Origin of the sequence: Mesorhizobium australafricanum, from assembly GCF_033977265.1 — a bacterium.
In the GTDB taxonomy this organism is placed as follows: Bacteria; Pseudomonadota; Alphaproteobacteria; order Rhizobiales; family Rhizobiaceae; genus Mesorhizobium; species Mesorhizobium australafricanum.
This window is the reverse complement of the sequence record NZ_JAVIIT010000010.1, coordinates 84,667-101,891: the sequence shown is the minus strand read 5'-3', so window position 1 is coordinate 101,891 and position 17,225 is coordinate 84,667. Positions and strand designations below refer to the sequence as shown.

At 65.6% G+C, this 17,225-nt stretch carries 12 protein-coding genes; 11 read left to right on the top strand and 1 reads right to left on the bottom strand.

The window, feature by feature from the left end:
• Positions 1-16: 16 nt before the first annotated feature.
• Positions 17-997, bottom strand: coding sequence for a GlxA family transcriptional regulator (locus RFM98_RS20140; protein ID WP_320310511.1), 981 nt, complete (start codon positions 995-997; stop codon positions 17-19).
• A 132-nt stretch (positions 998-1,129) separates the two neighbouring features.
• Here RFM98_RS20140 and bcoG point away from each other — a divergent pair, with 132 nt between their 5' ends.
• The 11 genes from bcoG to RFM98_RS20085 all read left to right on the top strand — a co-directional run bounded on the left by bcoG (position 1,130) and on the right by RFM98_RS20085 (position 17,146).
• Entirely contained in the window at positions 1,130-2,047 is a 918-nt protein-coding gene (gene bcoG, locus RFM98_RS20135) for a 3-dehydrocarnitine:acetyl-CoA trimethylamine transferase BcoG (RefSeq protein WP_320310510.1), read from the top strand.
• A 15-nt stretch (positions 2,048-2,062) separates the two neighbouring features.
• Entirely contained in the window at positions 2,063-2,686 is a 624-nt protein-coding gene (locus RFM98_RS20130) for an HD domain-containing protein (protein WP_320310509.1), read from the top strand.
• Positions 2,687-2,688: 2 nt separating this feature from the next.
• On the top strand, positions 2,689-3,816 hold the full coding sequence (locus RFM98_RS20125; RefSeq protein ID WP_320310508.1) for a carnitine 3-dehydrogenase: 1,128 nt from the start codon (positions 2,689-2,691) through the stop codon (positions 3,814-3,816).
• A 4-nt stretch (positions 3,817-3,820) separates the two neighbouring features.
• Positions 3,821-4,984, top strand: coding sequence for an acyl-CoA dehydrogenase family protein (locus RFM98_RS20120; protein WP_320310507.1), 1,164 nt, complete (start codon positions 3,821-3,823; stop codon positions 4,982-4,984).
• Between the two features lie 64 nt (positions 4,985-5,048).
• Positions 5,049-7,127 (top strand): acetate--CoA ligase family protein, encoded by a 2,079-nt coding sequence (locus RFM98_RS20115; RefSeq protein WP_320310506.1) that lies wholly within the window; start codon positions 5,049-5,051, stop codon positions 7,125-7,127.
• Entirely contained in the window at positions 7,120-7,902 is a 783-nt protein-coding gene (locus RFM98_RS20110) for a carnitinyl-CoA dehydratase (RefSeq protein ID WP_320310505.1), read from the top strand. The genes RFM98_RS20115 and RFM98_RS20110 overlap by 8 nt, the downstream gene beginning before the upstream one ends.
• 216 nt (positions 7,903-8,118) lie before the next feature.
• Positions 8,119-9,051 carry an alpha/beta hydrolase gene (locus RFM98_RS20105; RefSeq protein WP_320310504.1) on the top strand — a complete coding sequence of 311 codons (933 nt, stop codon included), beginning with the start codon at positions 8,119-8,121 and terminating at the stop codon, positions 9,049-9,051.
• Positions 9,052-9,416: 365 nt separating this feature from the next.
• Positions 9,417-11,378 (top strand): NHL repeat-containing protein, encoded by a 1,962-nt coding sequence (locus RFM98_RS20100; RefSeq protein WP_320310503.1) that lies wholly within the window; start codon positions 9,417-9,419, stop codon positions 11,376-11,378.
• Between the two features lie 11 nt (positions 11,379-11,389).
• Positions 11,390-15,280: a DUF7929 domain-containing protein gene (locus tag RFM98_RS20095; protein ID WP_320310502.1), complete on the top strand. Its 3,891-nt coding sequence runs from the start codon at positions 11,390-11,392 to the stop codon at positions 15,278-15,280.
• Between the two features lie 188 nt (positions 15,281-15,468).
• Positions 15,469-16,146, top strand: coding sequence for a ribulose-phosphate 3-epimerase (gene rpe / locus RFM98_RS20090; RefSeq protein WP_320216762.1), 678 nt, complete (start codon positions 15,469-15,471; stop codon positions 16,144-16,146).
• 262 nt (positions 16,147-16,408) lie between these two features.
• Positions 16,409-17,146: a GntR family transcriptional regulator gene (locus tag RFM98_RS20085; RefSeq protein WP_320310501.1), complete on the top strand. Its 738-nt coding sequence runs from the start codon at positions 16,409-16,411 to the stop codon at positions 17,144-17,146.
• The last annotated feature ends 79 nt before the right edge of the window (positions 17,147-17,225 follow it).

Below are 17,225 nucleotides of genomic sequence, written 5' to 3'. Positions count from 1 at the left end.
TTTTGGGCGACATGCATTAACCTTGCCGCAGCCTGACCGGCGCTTCACCGAATGCTCTTGAAAATGCCCTGGAAAATGCCGCGGCGGACGAAAAGCCTGTACGCCCGGCAATATCCGCCATGGCAATGCGCGTGTCGACCACCAGGCGCCGGGCGGCGCTGAGGCGCAGCCTCAGATAATAGGCGCCGGGCGTCTCGCCGATCGATTTGCGAAAGATGCTTTCCAGCGTTCTTGCCGTCACGCCGGCGCGCTTTGCCACGGCGTCGATGGTGAGCGGCTGGTCGACATGCGCCTCCATCAGCCGGATGGCCTGGGCGAGGCGCGGATCGTAACCGTCGAGCCGGCCGAGCGAGACCAGCGGCTGCGCATCGGTCGCGGCGCGCGCCTGGTCATAGATGAAGACGCTCGCCACATCGAGCGCGGCGGCCATGCCGAGCCGGGTGCGGATGAGATGCAGCATCAGGTCGAAGGTCGGCGAGGCGCCGCCGGAGGTGAAGACCGGCCCGTCGATGACATAGCGGTCCGGCCGAACGTCGACGCCCGGGAAGGCGGTCGAGAAATCCTCCATGTCTTCCCAATGCGTGGTGGCGCTGCGGCCTTCGAGCAGGCCGGCGCGCGCCACCAGCCAGGTGCCGGCCTCGACGCCGCCGCAGGCGCGGGCGGCACGCGCCGCCCTCCGCAGGCCGGCAAGCAGCGCCGACGTGGCGTAATTCTGGGTGCCGAAGCCGGCGACGACGACCAGCATGTCGGTCGGCTCGGCGGCGTCGAAGCGGCCGCTGACCGCCACCGGCAGGCCGCAAGTGGTGACCGGCGCCTCGCCGGTGACCGAGACCAGCTTGAAATCGAACAAGGTCTCGCCGGAAATGCGGTTGGCCGCGCGCAACGGGTCGACAGCCGAGGCGACACACATGATCGACGAGCCCGAAAACACAAGGAACGTCACCTTGAGCGTCTCGCGCTCGGAGCGAAAGATGGTCGGCTTTTCGCTTTTGATCATGAGACCTTCGTAAAACGCAAAACAGTTTCCGGCAAGTCGGGCATTGTTGGTGAATTCCCGTGCATGCCGTGCCGCTGTCGGCTCCCGCTCTTGGGTGGCATGCATGGCCGATCGAATCTGGGAGGATCAAAGATGCCGCTCGCGATGAACCGTGAGGTCTTCATTACCTGTGCAGTGACCGGCTCCGGCGGCACGCAGGATCGCAGCCCGCATGTGCCGCGCTCGCCCAAGCAGATCGCCGATTCGGCGATCGACGCCGCCAAGGCCGGCGCTGCCATCGTCCATTGCCATGTGCGCGACCCCGAGACAGGCAAGCCGCGCCGTGATGTCCATCTCTACCGCGAGGTGACCGAACGCATCCGCGAGGCCAATGTCGACGTGGTCCTGAACCTCACCGCCGGCATGGGCGGCGACATGGTGTTCGGCTCGCCGGAAGCGCCGCTGCCGCTCAACGAGAAAGGCACCGACATGGGCGGCGCCACAAACCGCATGGAACATGTGCGCCAGTGCCTGCCGGAAATCTGCACGCTGGATTGCGGCACGATGAACTTCGCCGAGGCCGACTATGTGATGACCAACACGCCCGGCATGCTGCGCGCCATGGGCGGCATGATGACGGCGCTGGGCGTCAAGCCGGAGATCGAGGCCTTCGACACCGGCCATCTGTGGTTCGCCAAGCAGCTGGTCGAGGAAAAGGTCCTCAATCCCGATGCGCTGGTGCAGCTTTGCATGGGCGTGCCATGGGGCGCGCCCGACGACCTCAACACCTTCATGGCGATGGTCAACAACGTGCCGTCCACCTGGAACTGGTCGGCCTTCGCCATCGGCCGCAACCAGATGGCCTATGCGGCGGCGGCCGTGCTCGCAGGCGGCAATGTCCGCGTCGGACTGGAAGACAATCTGTGGCTCGACAAAGGTGTTTTAGCCACCAATGCGCAGTTGGTCGAGCGCGCGGCCAGCATCGTCACCAATCTCGGCGCCAGGATCCTGGGGCCGGAGGAAGTGCGCAAGAAGCTCAACCTCACCAAACGAGCGCCGATAGCCGCGTAGTTTGGAGGGGTCGATATGGCTACCGTCAAATTCACCGCGATGAAGGACGGCGACAGGCAAGACTACGAGTTCCTGACCGCCCATGAGATCGACTACGCCGCCAAGACCGGCGAGCGCCTGCTCGATGCGCTGGTGCAACTCGACGAGGGTCTTTCGGGCTATAAGATCACCCGGCTTGGCCACTCGCTGCAGGCGGCGACGCGCGCTTGGCGCGACGGCGCCGACACGGACTGGATCGCTTGCGCGCTGCTGCACGACATCGGCGACATCTACGCGCCCTACAATCATGACGAATATGCCGCGACGATCCTGAAGCCGTTCGTGCGCGAGCAATGCACCTGGGTGGTGGAAAAGCACGGCGACTTCCAGCGTCTCTATTACGCGCATCATCTTGGCGGCAACCGGCATGCGCGCGAGCGCTTTGCCGGCCACGCCTATTTCGACGATTGCGACCAGTTCTGCGAGCGCTGGGACCAGTCGAGCTTCGACCCCGACTACGAGACGCTGCCGATCGACTTCTTCCGGCCCTTCGTGCTCGAAGTCTTCGCCCGCAAGGCCTATGACCCGGCGGTGATCCGCGCCGGCGAGCGCGTGGCCCTCACCGATCCAGAAACAGCCAAGACAAGAACCGGAGCCTGACCATGAGCATCATCAACAAGGCGGCCGCCATCGGCGGCGGTGTCATCGGCGCCGGCTGGGTGGCGCGGCTGCTCTTGAACGGCATCGATGTGTCGATCTTCGATCCCGATCCGGAGGCGTCGCGCAAGGTCGGCGAAGTGATGAAGGGCGCGCGCCGCGCCTACAAGCAGATGCTGCCCGGCGGCCTGCCCAAGGAAGGCAAGCTCACCTTCGCCAAGACCATCGCCGAGGCGGTGGCCGATGCCGATTTCATCCAGGAGAGCGTGCCGGAGCGGCTCGACCTCAAGCACAAGGTGCTGGCCGAGATCGACGCCCATGCGCCGGCCAACGCCATCGTCGGCTCATCGACCTCCGGTATCAAGCCGACCGACATGCAGGTGGCCATGAAGAAGCACCCGGAGCGGCTGGTCGTCGGCCATCCGTTCAACCCGGTCTATCTGTTGCCGCTGGTCGAGATCGTCGGCGGCCAGCAGACTTTCCCGGAAGCGATCGAGGTCGCCAAGGAGCTCTACGCCTCGATCGGCATGAAGCCTGTGGTGGTGCGCAAGGAGATCGAGGCCTTCGTCGGCGATCGCCTGCTTGAAGCCGCCTGGCGCGAAGCGCTGTGGCTGGTCAAGGACGGCATCTGCACCGTCGAGGAACTCGACGACATCATGCGCTATTCCTTCGGCCTGCGCTGGGCGCAGATGGGCATGTTCCAGGTCTATCGCGTCGCCGGCGGCGAGGCCGGCATGCGCCACTTCATGGCGCAGTTCGGGCCCTGCCTGAAATGGCCGTGGACCAAGCTGATGGACGTGCCGGAGTTCAACGACGAGCTGGTCGACCTGATCGCCACGCAGTCGGACGAGCAGGCACACGGCCTGTCGATCCGCGAGCTGGAGAATATCCGCGACGACAATCTGGTCGCGATCATGGAAGCGCTGTCGAAGCAGAACAAGGGCAAGGGCTGGGGCGCCGGCGCGCTGCACAAGGACTATACCAGGCAGCTCGCCAAGCTGGCGGCGAAGCCGGCCGCCAAGGCCGCCGACAAGGCTAAGGCAGCCAAGCCGGCGAAGAAAGCAGCGAAGCCGGCAAAGGCTGAAAAACCCGCCAAGGCTGAGAAGGCAAAAAAGAGCAAGAAGAAGGGCTGAAGCGATGGATTTCGGGCTTTCGGAAGAGCAAAAACTCATCGTCGAGACGACGCGGGCCTTCGTCGAGAACGAGCTTTACCCGCATGAGCGCGAGGTGGAGCGCACCGGCGAGCTGCGCCGCGAGCTGATCGACGAGCTGAAGGCCAAGGCGATCGAGGCCGGGCTCTACGCCGCCAACATGCCGGCCGATGTCGGCGGCGCGGGCCTCGATACGGTGAGCTGGCTGCTCTATGAGAAGGAGCTTGGCCGCGCCAACTACGCGCTGCACTGGACCTGCGTGGCGCGCCCATCCAACATCCTGCTCGCCGGCACGCCGGAGCAACGCGAAAAATACCTCTTCCCCTGCATCCGCGGCGAGAAGTGGGACTGCCTGGCGATGACCGAGCCGGGTGCTGGCTCCGACCTGCGCGGCATGAAGGCGACCGCCGTGCAGGACGGTTCGGACTGGGTGCTCAACGGCACCAAGCATTTCATCAGCCATGCCGATCTTGCCGATTTCGCGATTTGTTTCATGGCCTCGGGCGAAGAAGAGACCCCGCGCGGCAAGCGCAAGAAGATCACCGCCTTTTTCGTCGACAAGGGCACCAAGGGTTTTTCGGTGCGCGACGGCTATCGCAACGTCTCGCATCGCGGCTACACCAACTCGATCCTGGAATTCGATGACTGCCGGCTCCCGGCAAGCCAGGTGCTCGGCGAAGTCCATAAGGGCTTCGACGTCGCGAACTCGTGGCTCGGCGCCACCCGTCTTCAGGTCGGAGCCACCTGCCTCGGCCGCGCCGAGCGCGCGCTGTCGCATGCCATCGAATATGCCGCCCAGCGCCAGCAGTTCGGCCAGCAGATCGGCAAGTTCCAGGGCGTCTCGTTCAAGCTCGCCGACATGGCGACGGAGCTGAAGGCCGCCGATTTGATGGTGTTCGAAGCCGGCTGGAAGTACGATCAGGGCACCGTCACCGATCAGGACATGGCGATGGCCAAGCTGAAGGCCACCGAGATGCTGGCTTATGTTGCCGACGAAGCTATCCAGATCCATGGCGGTATGGGGCTGATGGACGACCTGCCGCTGGAGCGCATCTGGCGCGACGCGCGCGTCGAGCGCATCTGGGAAGGCACGTCGGAGATTCAGCGACATATTATTTCGCGGGCGCTGCTGCGCCCGTTCGGTGCTTAGAGCATGATGAGCCAAAGCCGGGATCCGGTTTTGGAAAAGATCGTGCTCAAACGAAAAGATGGCCATGCATAAACTCGAACGTCTCCTGCGCCCGAAATCGATCGCCGTGTTCGGCGGGGCGCAGGCCGCCACCGTCGTGGCGCAATCGATCAAGATGGGCTTTGCCGGCGAAATCTGGCCGGTGCATCCGACCAAGGACGAGGTCGCCGGCCGCAAGGCCTACCGCTCCGTCGCCGATCTTCCGGGCGCGCCGGACGCCGCCTTTGTCGGCGTCAACCGGCATCTCACCATCGAAGTGGTCAAGGCGCTGGCCGAGCGCGGCGCCGGCGGCGCCGTCTGCTTTGCCGCCGGCTTCCTGGAGACCGAGGCCTATGACGAGGACGGCGAGCGGCTGCAGGCCGAACTCGTCACTGCCGCCGGCCAGATGCCGATCATCGGCCCGAACTGCTACGGCCTGATCAACTATGCCGACGGCGCCTTGCTATGGCCCGACCAGCATGGCGGCATCCGCCTGGCCGAAGGCGGCAAGGGTGTGGCCATCATCACCCAGTCGTCCAACATCGCCATCAACATGACGATGCAGAAGCGCGGCCTGCCGATCGCCTTCCTGATGACGGCCGGCAACCAGGCGCAGACCGGCCTGTCCGAAATGGCGCTCGGCCTGATCGAGGATGAGCGCGTCACCTCGCTTGGAATGCATATCGAGGCTTTCGACTCGGTCGCCGGCTTCGAGAGGCTGGCGGCCCGGGCGCGCGAGCTGAAAAAGCCGATCATCGCCATGAAGGTCGGGCGGTCCGAACAGGCTCGACAGGCAACTGTGTCGCACACCGCCTCGCTGGCCGGATCGGACGCTGCGTCCGGCGCGTTCCTGAAGCGGCTCGGCATTGCGCGCGTCGATTCCATTCCGGCCTTCATCGAGGCGCTGAAGCTGCTGCACATCACCGGGCCATTGCCCGGCTACAAGTTGTCGTCGATGAGCTGCTCGGGCGGCGAGGCTTCCGTGATGGCCGACAGCGCCGAAGGGCGCTGGGTGCATTTCCCGACGCTTACCGATCAGCATCGCGCGCATGTCAAATCGACGCTCGGACCGCTGGTCGCGGTCGCCAATCCGCTCGACTACCATACCTTCATCTGGAACAACGAGCCGGCGATGACCGCCACCTTCACCGCCATGGTGTCGGGGGGCTTCGACCTCAACATGCTGGTGCTCGATTTCCCGCGCCCCGACCGCTGCTCAGACGTCGACTGGTGGGCGACGCTGCGCGCCTTCGAGGCGGCGTTGAAGACCAACAAGGCGCAAGGCGCGATCGTCTCCTCGCTGCCGGAAAACCTGCCGGAGGAATACACTGCCGGGCTGATGGCGCGCGGCATGGTGCCGTTGTTCGGCATCTCGGAGGCCATGGACGCCGCCCAGGCCGCCGCCTTCATCGGCTGGGCCTGGCGCGAGCCGCAGGCGCAGCCGGTCGACACCACGGCGGCAGGCGCGTCCGAGGCCAAACGCGTGACCCCGGACGAGGCCGAAGCCAAGGAAAGGCTGATCAAGGCCGGCCTGCCGGTGCCGAAGGGCGAGCGGGCCTCCAATGCGGTCGAGGCGGTGATCTCGTCCATGACGCTCGGCTTCCCGGTGGCGCTCAAGGCTCTCGGCGTCACGCACAAGTCGGAAGTCGGTGCTGTCAGGCTGAACCTCAAGGACGCCGAATCGGTGAGCGCCGCTGCGCATGACCTTTTGCCGCTCGGCACCGGGCTTTATGCCGAGCGCATGGTGCGCGACGCCGTCGCCGAGCTGATCGTCGGCTTCACCCGCGATCCGATGTTCGGCGTCGTGATGACGCTCGGTACCGGCGGCGTGCTGGTCGAGCTGTTGCGCGACAGCGTCACCCTGATGCTGCCGGCAACGCGCGACGACATCGAGGCGGCATTGCGTGGATTGAAGCTCTACCCCCTGCTCGAAGGCTATCGCGGCCGGCCGAAGGCCGATGTCGCGGCCGCCATCGACGCCATCGCCGGCATTGCCGACTTCGTGCAGAAGAACGAAGGCGAGATCGAGGAACTCGACATCAACCCGCTGATCGTCTGCGCCGAAGGCAAGGGCGCTTGGATCGCGGATGCCCTGCTGGTGCTTGGAGAAAAGAAGAATGGCTGACGTGATCACCACCCGGCGCGAAGGCGCCATCCTCGAGGTCACGCTCGACCGGCCGAAGGCCAATGCCATCGACCTGAAGACGTCGCGACTGATGGGTGAGACCTTCAAGGCGTTCCGTGACGATCCGGACTTACGCGTCGCCATCGTCAAGACGGCAGGCGACAAGTTCTTCTGCGCCGGCTGGGACCTGAAGGCGGCGGCGGCCGGCGACGCGGTGGACGGCGATTATGGCGTCGGCGGCTTTGCCGGACTGCAGGAACTGCGCGACTTGAACAAGCCGGTGATCGCCTGCGTCAACGGCATGGCGGTGGGCGGCGGCTTCGAGCTGGCGCTGTCCTGCGACCTGATCTACGCGTCGGATCATTCCTCCTTCGCGCTGCCCGAAATCCGCGCCGGCACGCTGGCCGATGCCGCGACCATCAAGCTGCCGAAGCGCATCCCCTATCACATCGCCATGGACCTTCTGTTCACCGGCCGCTGGATGGATGTCGCCGAGGCGCATCGCTGGGGCCTGGTCAACGAGGTGCTGCCTAAGGAAAAGCTCGAAGAGCGCGTCTGGGAGATCGCCAGGCTTCTGGCCAGCGGCCCGCCGCTGGTCTTCGCCTCGATCAAGGAGACGGCGCGGGTGGCCGAGGCGCTGACATTCCAGGACGCCATGAACAAGGTGACGCGCAGGCAGCTGCCGACCGTCGATATCCTCTATGGTTCGGAGGACAACATGGAAGGGTTCCGAGCGTTTGCGGAGAAGCGCGACCCGGTGTGGAAGGGGAAGTGACTCTGCGGAAATGACGGCGCGAGGCACCCCCCTCTGCCCTGCCGGGCATCTCCCCCGCAAGGGGGGAGATCGGATGTCGCGAAGGGTTTCGCCAATCGCCAACGTTGCAGGACTGGCGCCGTCGGCAAAACTGCCAATCTCCCCCCTTGCGGGGGAGATGTCCGGCAGGACAGAGGGGGGTGCCTGGGCGCCATCCTCAAAAGTTGGCCGTCCTTCATGACCGACTACAAAACCCTGATCGATGCCGAGACCTGGGCTTTCATCGAGAAGACCAACTCCTATTATCCGCCGGACACGATCGACCACACGATCGCCCAGCAGCGCGCGATCTACGACCGGATGTGCCGGGAGTTCTTTGCCGGCTATCCGCAAGGCGTGACCGCCGAAACAAAAAGCATCGCCGACGACATCCCGATCCGCGTCTATCGCAACGCTACCCCGAACAATGCCGCGATGGTGCTCTACATCCATGGCGGAGGCTTCATCCTTGGCGGGCTGAACAGCCACGACGATGTCTGCGCCGAGCTTTGCGAACGCACCGGCTATGATGTCGTCTCAGTCGACTATCGGCTGGCGCCCGAACATCTGCATCCGGCTGCTTTCGACGACGCCATGGACGCTTTCGAATGGGCGGCGAAGACCTATGATTGCTCCGTCGTGCTTTGCGGCGACAGCGCCGGCGGCAATCTCTGCGCGGCTGTCGCCCATGCGACGCGCGGCCATCGGAAGAAGCCGGCCGGCCAGATGCTGATCTATCCCGGCCTTGGCGGGGACCACTCGCGCGGCTCCTATCTGACACATGCCGAGGCGCCGATGCTGACCGTGCGCGACCTCGACTTCTACAAGCATATCCGCACCGGCGGCGTGGACCGGACCGGCGACATCACGCTTTACCCGCTCGCCGATGCCGACTTCGCCAATTTGCCGCCGACGGTGCTGATCACGGCCGAGTGCGATCCTCTGTCGTCCGACGGCGAAGCCTATCGCGACCGTATCGTCGCGGCCGGCGGACACGCCACCTGGTTCGAGGAGCCGGGGCTGGTGCACGGCTATCTCAGAGCCCGGCATATGGTCGGCCGGGCACGAACGAGCTTCACCGGCATCGTCGAGGCGGTATCGGCGCTCGGCCGAGGCGACTGGATCTGGTAACGCCCCTGGCAGCCGGGAGCGCTTTCCGCTCCGCTATCGCCACATGAACCTTTCCCTGCCTGACAGCGACTGATGGCCAGGCGCCGCAATGGTGCGGCCCGGAAAGGGAAAGCCCCATGACCAGAAACCCAGAGGCTCCGCGGTCTCCGGGAACAACGGGAGTCCAGCGCGATCACCGCCTTCGGGAAGGGGTCGACACGCTGGGCTTTCGGCTGATTCCGTTGACCCTGCCCAGGAGCAGGCGTATCGTCACGCAGAGGAAAGCAGACAATTCGATCAGGGAAGAACGTGCCGCAAAGCCGCGCCTTGCCCTGGTTGGCGCGGTAAGACCGGACGTTCCTTCCAGCGGCTTCGGGGGGAGTTCAATGTCTGGCGGTCGCGGCTCGTTCGTGCCTTCCCATGGCGGCCGTTTACGCCGCGCAATCGCCACAAGCAGCGGAATTCTTGCCCTGGCGCTGTACGCCGGCCTCTGGCTCGGCGGCGTGGCGAAGGCGCAGGAAACCCAGATCATCTATCCCGGCTCGATGGCGGTGACGGGCTTCCCCGGGACCGTGATCCCCGGCTTTGACGAGGGCCTGCCGCCCGGCGTCGATCCGGTCGACGAGACCTTCATCGACACCACACGCGCCTCGTTGCGCATTTTCGACGTCTCGCATCTCGGCGGCCCGGCCTCGGGCCAGCTCGTCTTCACGCCACCGCCCTTCGAGGTGCCGGCCGGCCAAATCGGCGAGGTGTTCGGTCTCACCTATGACGACGGCGTGCGCGAGGGCATGCCCTCGGGCATCCCCAACCTCTATGCCGCCGCGACCTCGCTGCATGGCCTCGAGATCGTCACGCCGGACGCCGACAGTGACGGGCGCCCGGAGCGGCAGCGCCGCGGCGCTGCCGGTGCCACCTTCATGGACGGCCAGTTCGGCACCGAAAATGGCGGCGGGCCGGGCACGATCTGGAAGATCGACGGCATCACCGGCGCCGTCTCGAAATTCGCCGACATCGACACCAACAGCGGGCCGGGCATCGGCAACCTGGCCTTCGACCCCATCCACCGTGAATTCTTCGCCTCCGACCTCGACACCGGCCTGATCCACCGCATCGACGCCAATGGACATCTGATCGATACGTTCGACCATGGTGTCGCCGGGCGTCCGGCGCATGGGCTTGCCCCGGTCGCCGACGACGGCGCCGTCATGGACATCCAGGGCGCGGCCTTCGATACTGAAGATCCCGAGACCTGGGGCTACACCCAGGACGAACGCCGGGTCTGGGCGGTCTCCTATCACGGCGGCCGGCTCTATTATTCGGTCGGCGAAAAGTCCGAGATCTGGTCGGTCGGCATTGCGCGCGACGGCACATTCGCCGGCGATCCGCGCTGGGAACTGACGGTCAGGGCCGACAAGGACTATGCCGTCACCGACATTGCCTTCGACAACAAGGGCTTCATGTATCTCGCCCAGCGCGGCCCGGTCGAAAACCGCTACGATTACAGCCACTTCGCCGATTCCGGCAAAGGCGAGCTGATCCGCTACTGGCGCGAGGATCCGGATGATCCGGGTACCGAATCCGTTTGGGTCGAAGTGCCGCAGGAATATGCTGTCGGCTTCCCGCAAGGCAACCGCCAGTCGGCCGGCGGCGTCGACCTGCAATATGGCTATGACGCCGAGGGCAATATCGACACCTCGGTCTGCACCGACACCGTCGTCAACACGGGCGACAAGTTGCGCGACAATCCCGAGCTTGCCGAGCGGCTCGCCGCCGGCGGGCCGCTTGCCGTGCACGGCGTGCAGCTGACACCGAGCGCGCTGGTCAAGCCGGCCAACGCGCCGCCTTTCGGCTCCTGGTTCGTCGACTTCGACGGCTATTTCGAAGACCCCGAGGTCGAAGGCCATGTCGGCGACATTAGGGTCTGGCGTCCGTGCGAGGGCCGCGCCGGCTATTATGAGGAAATCCCCGGCGGCTATCTGCCTCCGTTCTATCCGCCGGACTTCCCACCACCCGGCAATTTGCCGCCCTGCGTGGACGTCGAGGACGTGCACTATTACTGCACGCCGCGCGGACTCCAGGCCGATCTCTATCTCCATGACCATGCCGGCTTCGGCGGCGATTCGATCAAGGCGCAATCCAGGACGCCCGGCGTCGGGGTGACAACCCCCATGTCGCATGTTCCGGGCAAGCCCTACACGATCGACATCACCGGCCACTATCCTGGCGACACCATCAATGTCGGGCTCTGCTTCTACCGCAAGTCCGACCAGGACAAGGGCGGCTACTACCCTTGCTGCAAGATGACGCTGCCGCTCAGAACGCCAGCCGTCAGCTGCGAACGTTGAGGGAGGGACAGATGAGCAATCTCGCCCTTTCCCGCTTCGTTTCGAGCAATCCGAAAACCGTCATGGAGACGATCATGAAACCCCTGTCATATGCCAGGCGCGGCGCGCGCTGGCTGATGGCGGCCGGTATCGCGGTCGCCATGATGCCGGCACTGCCGGCGCTTGCCGAGGACACCGCGCCCGCTAAGCTCACCGAAATTGCCGGCCCGGAACCCAGGCTCGACCTGGACAATCCGCGTGTCGTCAATCCCGAACCCGGCCGCATCGTGCCCTTCTTCACCAAGACGGGCGGCCAGCGCGGCTGCGACTATGTCTATTACACGCTGACCTTCGGCCTGCGCGGCAATGAGCAGGCCTTCGGCAATCCAGTCTTCGTCAATGCGCTGAAGAACGCCAGGATCGACTTCAAGGACCAGCTTCCGCACGGCCTGAAGATCGTCAACGTGAATGTGACCGGCGACGGCACGGACGCCGGCGGCGGAGCGCTGCCGGCGGCCACGATCAGCAGCTCGGCCAATCCCGACGATACGGCGACGGTGTCCGATTTCCGGATCTCGGCTTCCGACCTCGACGGGTCGGGCGCGCCGAACGAGCGCGTCATCACCTTCCGGATCCTGGCCAAGATCGACCAGGCGGCGTTTCCCGCGCCGGCCAATGTCGACAACCAAGGTCAGATCAAGGTGACGGCCGGGACCGGCACGGGTACCATCATTCCCTCGCAGGACCCGAGCAAGCCGGATGACGGCAACATCCTCACCGGCGAAAAGACGACGGTGCGCATCGACGTCACCAAATGCAACCCGCCGCCTCCACCTCCCGGCAAGGAATGCTTCAAGGTCGAGCGCGGTACCGTCGACTGCGTGCCCGGCGGCGGCGCCTTCATCTACCACATGCCGGTCGGTCCCGAGATGGGCGGCAAGTGGGTGCAGGTGTCGACGACGACCCCCGGCATCACCATCGTTCCCGACATGCAGAAGGTGCCAGTCGGCGGCGGCGTGCTGAACTGGAAGATCATCGGCGCCTCGCCCGGCGAGGCCATCCACCTCATCGTCACCGGCATCGAAACCTATGCCGGACCGAAGGAAGGCTGGGGGCTTTGCTGCACGCAGGTGATCGACATCGTCATCCCGCGCGACCTCAGATGCCCGCCCAGGGACAAGGAGCCGGACCTCAAGGTCGAGAAGCATGCCGACGTGCCGCGTTGCACGATGGCCGGCGGCTGCGACTTCACCATCACCGTGACCAATGTCGGCGACGCGCCCTATAACGGCAAGATCGTGCTCGACGAGGTGACGTTGCCTGCCGGCTCCGTGCTGACCTCCGGCCCGAACGCGCCATGGGTCTGCGTGCCCGGCACGACGCCGATGACGTGCACCTATCCGGTGACGACGCTCAACCCCGGCGCCTCGGTCGACCTCAAGCTCGGCTTCAAGCCGGCCGGCGGATGGCAGGGCAGCGTGCTGCGCAACTGCGCCGCCTATGACTACCAGGCCAGCGGCAAGCCGCTGTTCGGCAGCCAGCTCAATGACCGCGGCTGCGCCTCGATCCCGATCTGCCGCCGTGGCGACCGCGATCCGCAGTGCAACCCACCGGTCGAGAAGAAGGTCGACCTGATCCTGAAGAAGCGCGCGCGCATCCCGGTCTGCACGCCGGACGGCGTCTGCTACTTCGTGATCGACATCATCAACAACGGCACCAACACCTATAACGGGCCGCTGACGGTGATCGACAACTACCCCGGTGGCGCGCCGACTTCCTCGACCTTCGGGCCGAGCCCGCCATGGACCTGCGGACCGAACGGCCCCGGCCAGTTCCGCTGCGACAATGCCGGCATCTCGCTGCCTCCGGGCGCCTCGACGCCGATCGTCGTCAAGGCGGTGATGCCGGCGAATTACCGGCCGGATACGGTCGAGAACTGCGCCGAGGTGAAAGGCATTCCCGGCGAGGTCGACCTTGCCAACAACAGGGCCTGCGCGACCGAACGCATCCGCCATCCGAATGGCGGCCAGCCCGGCCTGCGCATCACCAAGACGTGCGGCGGCTCGCTCGCCGGTGCCGCGGTTGTTTCCTGCCGCATCACCGTCACCAATGCCGGCACAGCCGCCCCCACCGGTCCGGTGCGGGTCAGCGATGCCGCCGCGCTGGTGTCGGGCGGAGCGCCGGTCCAGATCCAGACCGCCACTCCCGACGGTGCGGACTGGAGTTGCGGTCCGGTGCCCGCCAACTCGCTGTCCTGCCAGATCCCGGGCGCCGTGATGACGCCTGGAGCCCGCCGCCACTTCGACGTGACGGTGAGCGGCAATGGCGCGTTCGAGAACTGCGCGCGCGGCTCCTACGGGCCGGCGCCGGGCGACGACATCGTCTACCCGATCGGCCAGGCCTGCGCGAAGGGCGGCGGCGGCTCGACCATCCGTGTCGAGAAGACCGGCGATGCCGAGTGCCAGCCCGGCCAACCCTGCTCGTTCGAGATCACCATCACGAACGATGGCGAGAGCCCCTTCTCCGGTCCGGTCCGCATCGGCGATGCGATCGGCGTGGAAGGGCTGGGCCGGCTGGAAGGCGTTGAGATCACCTCGATCGACCCGCCCTTCGGCTGCTCGCCCGAACCGACGACACTGCCCGCATCCTGCATCGCCAACCTGACGCTGGGCGCCGGCGAAAGCCACACCCACCACGTTACCGTGATCCTTCCCGAGGATGGGCGCCTTGCCAATCTGCAGGGTACGGTCAACGGGCAGAACTGCGTTGGCGTGCTGTCTCCGAACACGCCGGTTCAGGGCGGCGGCGAGCTGCTGTCGCGCGACCTGACCAACGTCCAGGGAAATCGCGGCAAGGCCTATGCATGCCACCCCTTCACCATCAGGCATGAGGTGAAGAAGCAGTGCTCGGATGGGCTGGTGCTCAACTCGGCCGGCCGTTGCGCCTGCCCGGACGGCACTAGCTTCCGCAACGGCCAATGTTCGGGTAGTGGGGGCTCCGGCGGAGGCACCAAGCTCTTGCCGTTGCCGGTGCCGCCGCGCTGCGTCCTGTTGCAGGGCCAGATCCGGACCGCGGACGGACGCTGCGTCTGCCCGCGTGGGACGGAGCTGGAAAACGGCAAGTGCGTGCGGGGCGAACAGCCGCAGGAGCCGCAGTGCACGCTGCGTCCCGGCCAGTACCGCGACCAGGACGGCAACTGCGTGTGCCGCCGTGGCGAGCTGGTGGACGGCGTGTGCCAGGTCATTCCGCCGAAATGCACGGTGCGCGGCGCCGTGCCGACCTCGGACGGAAACGGCTGCACCTGCCCGGACAACACGCATCTCGACCGGGCAGCCAAGGCCTGCGTGCCCGACAGGCAGCCGCCGGCTCAGTGCCGCATCCCGGGCCAGGTCCGCAACGGCGACGGCGATTGCGTCTGCCCGCGCGGCACGGAGGTGCGAGACGGCGCCTGCCGGCCGGTCGTATCCAGGCAATGCCCGATCCGCGGCCAGGTGCGCGACGCCAACGGCAACTGCGCCTGCCCGGACGGGCTGGAAGTGCGGGGCAAGGCCTGCCAGCGGCCGAAACCAAGCCAGGAGCAGTGCACCATCCGCGGCCAGGTCCACAACAAGCGAGGCGACTGCGTCTGCCCGCGTGGAACCGAAATCCGCGATGGCGCCTGCCGCAAGCCGCAACAGGAGTGCGCGCCGGGCTCGCGCTTCATCGACGGACAGTGCCAGCCGATCTTGATCAAGCGGCGCTGCCCGGTAGGCACGACCGGACTGTTCCCCGACTGCTCGCCGATCCGCAGGCGGCCGGGCATCGAGATCAACCCCGGCATGCTGCTCAACCCGAACCTGCTGCAGCAGCTGGTGCCGCAGCGCCAACCGCGGCGCGTGCCGCAGGATCCGGCAGGCGCCAACATCCAGAACTACAAGCCGTAATCTTCATGCGGATGGAGACGAAAACCCGCCGGAGCAATCCGGCGGGTTTTTCTTGTCCCCTGCTTCCCCTTTCCAGCGTCTTGTTCTTGTTGGCCGCATTTCTGCGGCGCCAGGTGATTCCACTTGGCCGCAAAATGCTCTAGGCAGTCCTGACATTTGCGTTCGGACAAACGAGACGAGGCCGCAGCATGAGCAAGAAGACCCTGATTGCGCCGTCGGTGCTGGCGTCGGATTTTTCGAAGCTGGGCGATGAGGTCGAGGCTGTCGCGGCGGCCGGCGCGGACTGGATCCATCTCGACGTGATGGACGGCCATTTCGTGCCCAACATCACCTTCGGCCCGCCGGTGATCAAGGCGATCCGCAACCGCACCAAGGCCTTCTTCGACTGCCATCTGATGATTGCGCCGGCCGATCCTTACCTGGCAGCCTTCGCCGAGGCCGGCTGCGACGGCATGACGGTACACGCCGAGGCCGGGCCGCATCTCGACCGCTCGCTGCAGACCATCAAGAGCCTCGGCAAGAAGGCCGGCGTCTCTCTCAATCCGGCGACGCCGGAAACGGCGATCGAATATGTGCTCGACCGGCTCGACCTGATCCTGATCATGACCGTCAACCCGGGTTTCGGCGGGCAGGCATTCATCCCGGCGATCGTCGACAAGGTGAAACGGGTGAAGGCGCTGATCGGCAGCCGGCCGATCCATATCGAGATCGATGGCGGCGTGTCGGCCGAAACGGCGCCACTGGTGACCGCGGCAGGCGCCAATGTGCTGGTGGCGGGCGCCGCCGTCTTCAAGGGCGGCAGCGTCGAGGCCTATAGGGCAAATATCGAAGCAATTCGCAAGGCCGCCGACGAGGCCGCCAGTTAAACGTATAAACGCCCCACCTCTCGCGGGAGCTGCAGAACCGCGGCGGCCGTTGAACGACTGTTCAATATATAAAGCGGTGCACGAGCATCAGCTTTTTTATCGAGATTCTACTTCATCCGATCAATAGACCCCCGGCCTTGTCTTAAAGTCGAATATCGTCACCTTCCGCTTTGAGACGCCATTGCCCGGCTGTATGATACATGTACGGAAATTGCTTCGCCGAGGGGCCCTGACAAAGCAGGGGCAAGCAACAGGAGTGCGTTTGACATACGGAACTGTCGATCCGGGCGAAGGCAAGGGCGCCAAGAGCACGCTGGCCAGCTCGGTCTACCAACAGCTCCGCGATGATCTTTTGCGCGGGGCGCTGGCGGCCGAGAGCAAGCTACGCGTCGAATGGGTCGTCTCGCGCTACGGCGCGGGCGCGTCGCCGGTGCGCGAGGCGCTCAACCGTTTGGCCGCCGAGGGCCTGCTCGGGCGGCATGACCAGCGCGGCTTCTTCCTTATGCCCGTCAGCGCCACGGAGCTGGAGGAGCTGACGCGGACGCGCTGCTGGCTGGAGGAACGGGCGCTGCGTGAATCCATTTCTCACCGCACGGCCGAATGGGAAGAGCAGCTGGTGCTGGCACTGCACCGCCTGGCGCGCGCCGAGCGCCGACTGCCGGAAGATCCCTCAACCAACAATCCAGAGTGGGAGAAGCTGCACCGGGCCTTCCACCGGGCGCTGATCGGGGCGTGCCGGTCGCATTGGCTGGTCGGCTTCTGCGATCAGCTTTCCGATCAGGCCTCGCGCTACCGCCTGATCTCGCAAGACACGCCGGGCACGGGACGCGACGATCTTGGCGAGCACCGCATAATTGCCGAGCGCACGCTGGATGGCGACGCCGACCGCGCGGTCGAAGCGCTTCTCAATCACTATCGCCTCACCGCGGCGAGGTGCATGGAGCGCTTCGCCCAGGGTTATGATCCGAGAGCCGGCGTTGCCAAGGCGCGCCGCAGATAGCCAAAAGCCGCTTCGCACTTTTCCTGGAATTGCTCCGGCCGCCAAATCTGGTATTCGCTCAGGTGGGCGCAACTGCTTG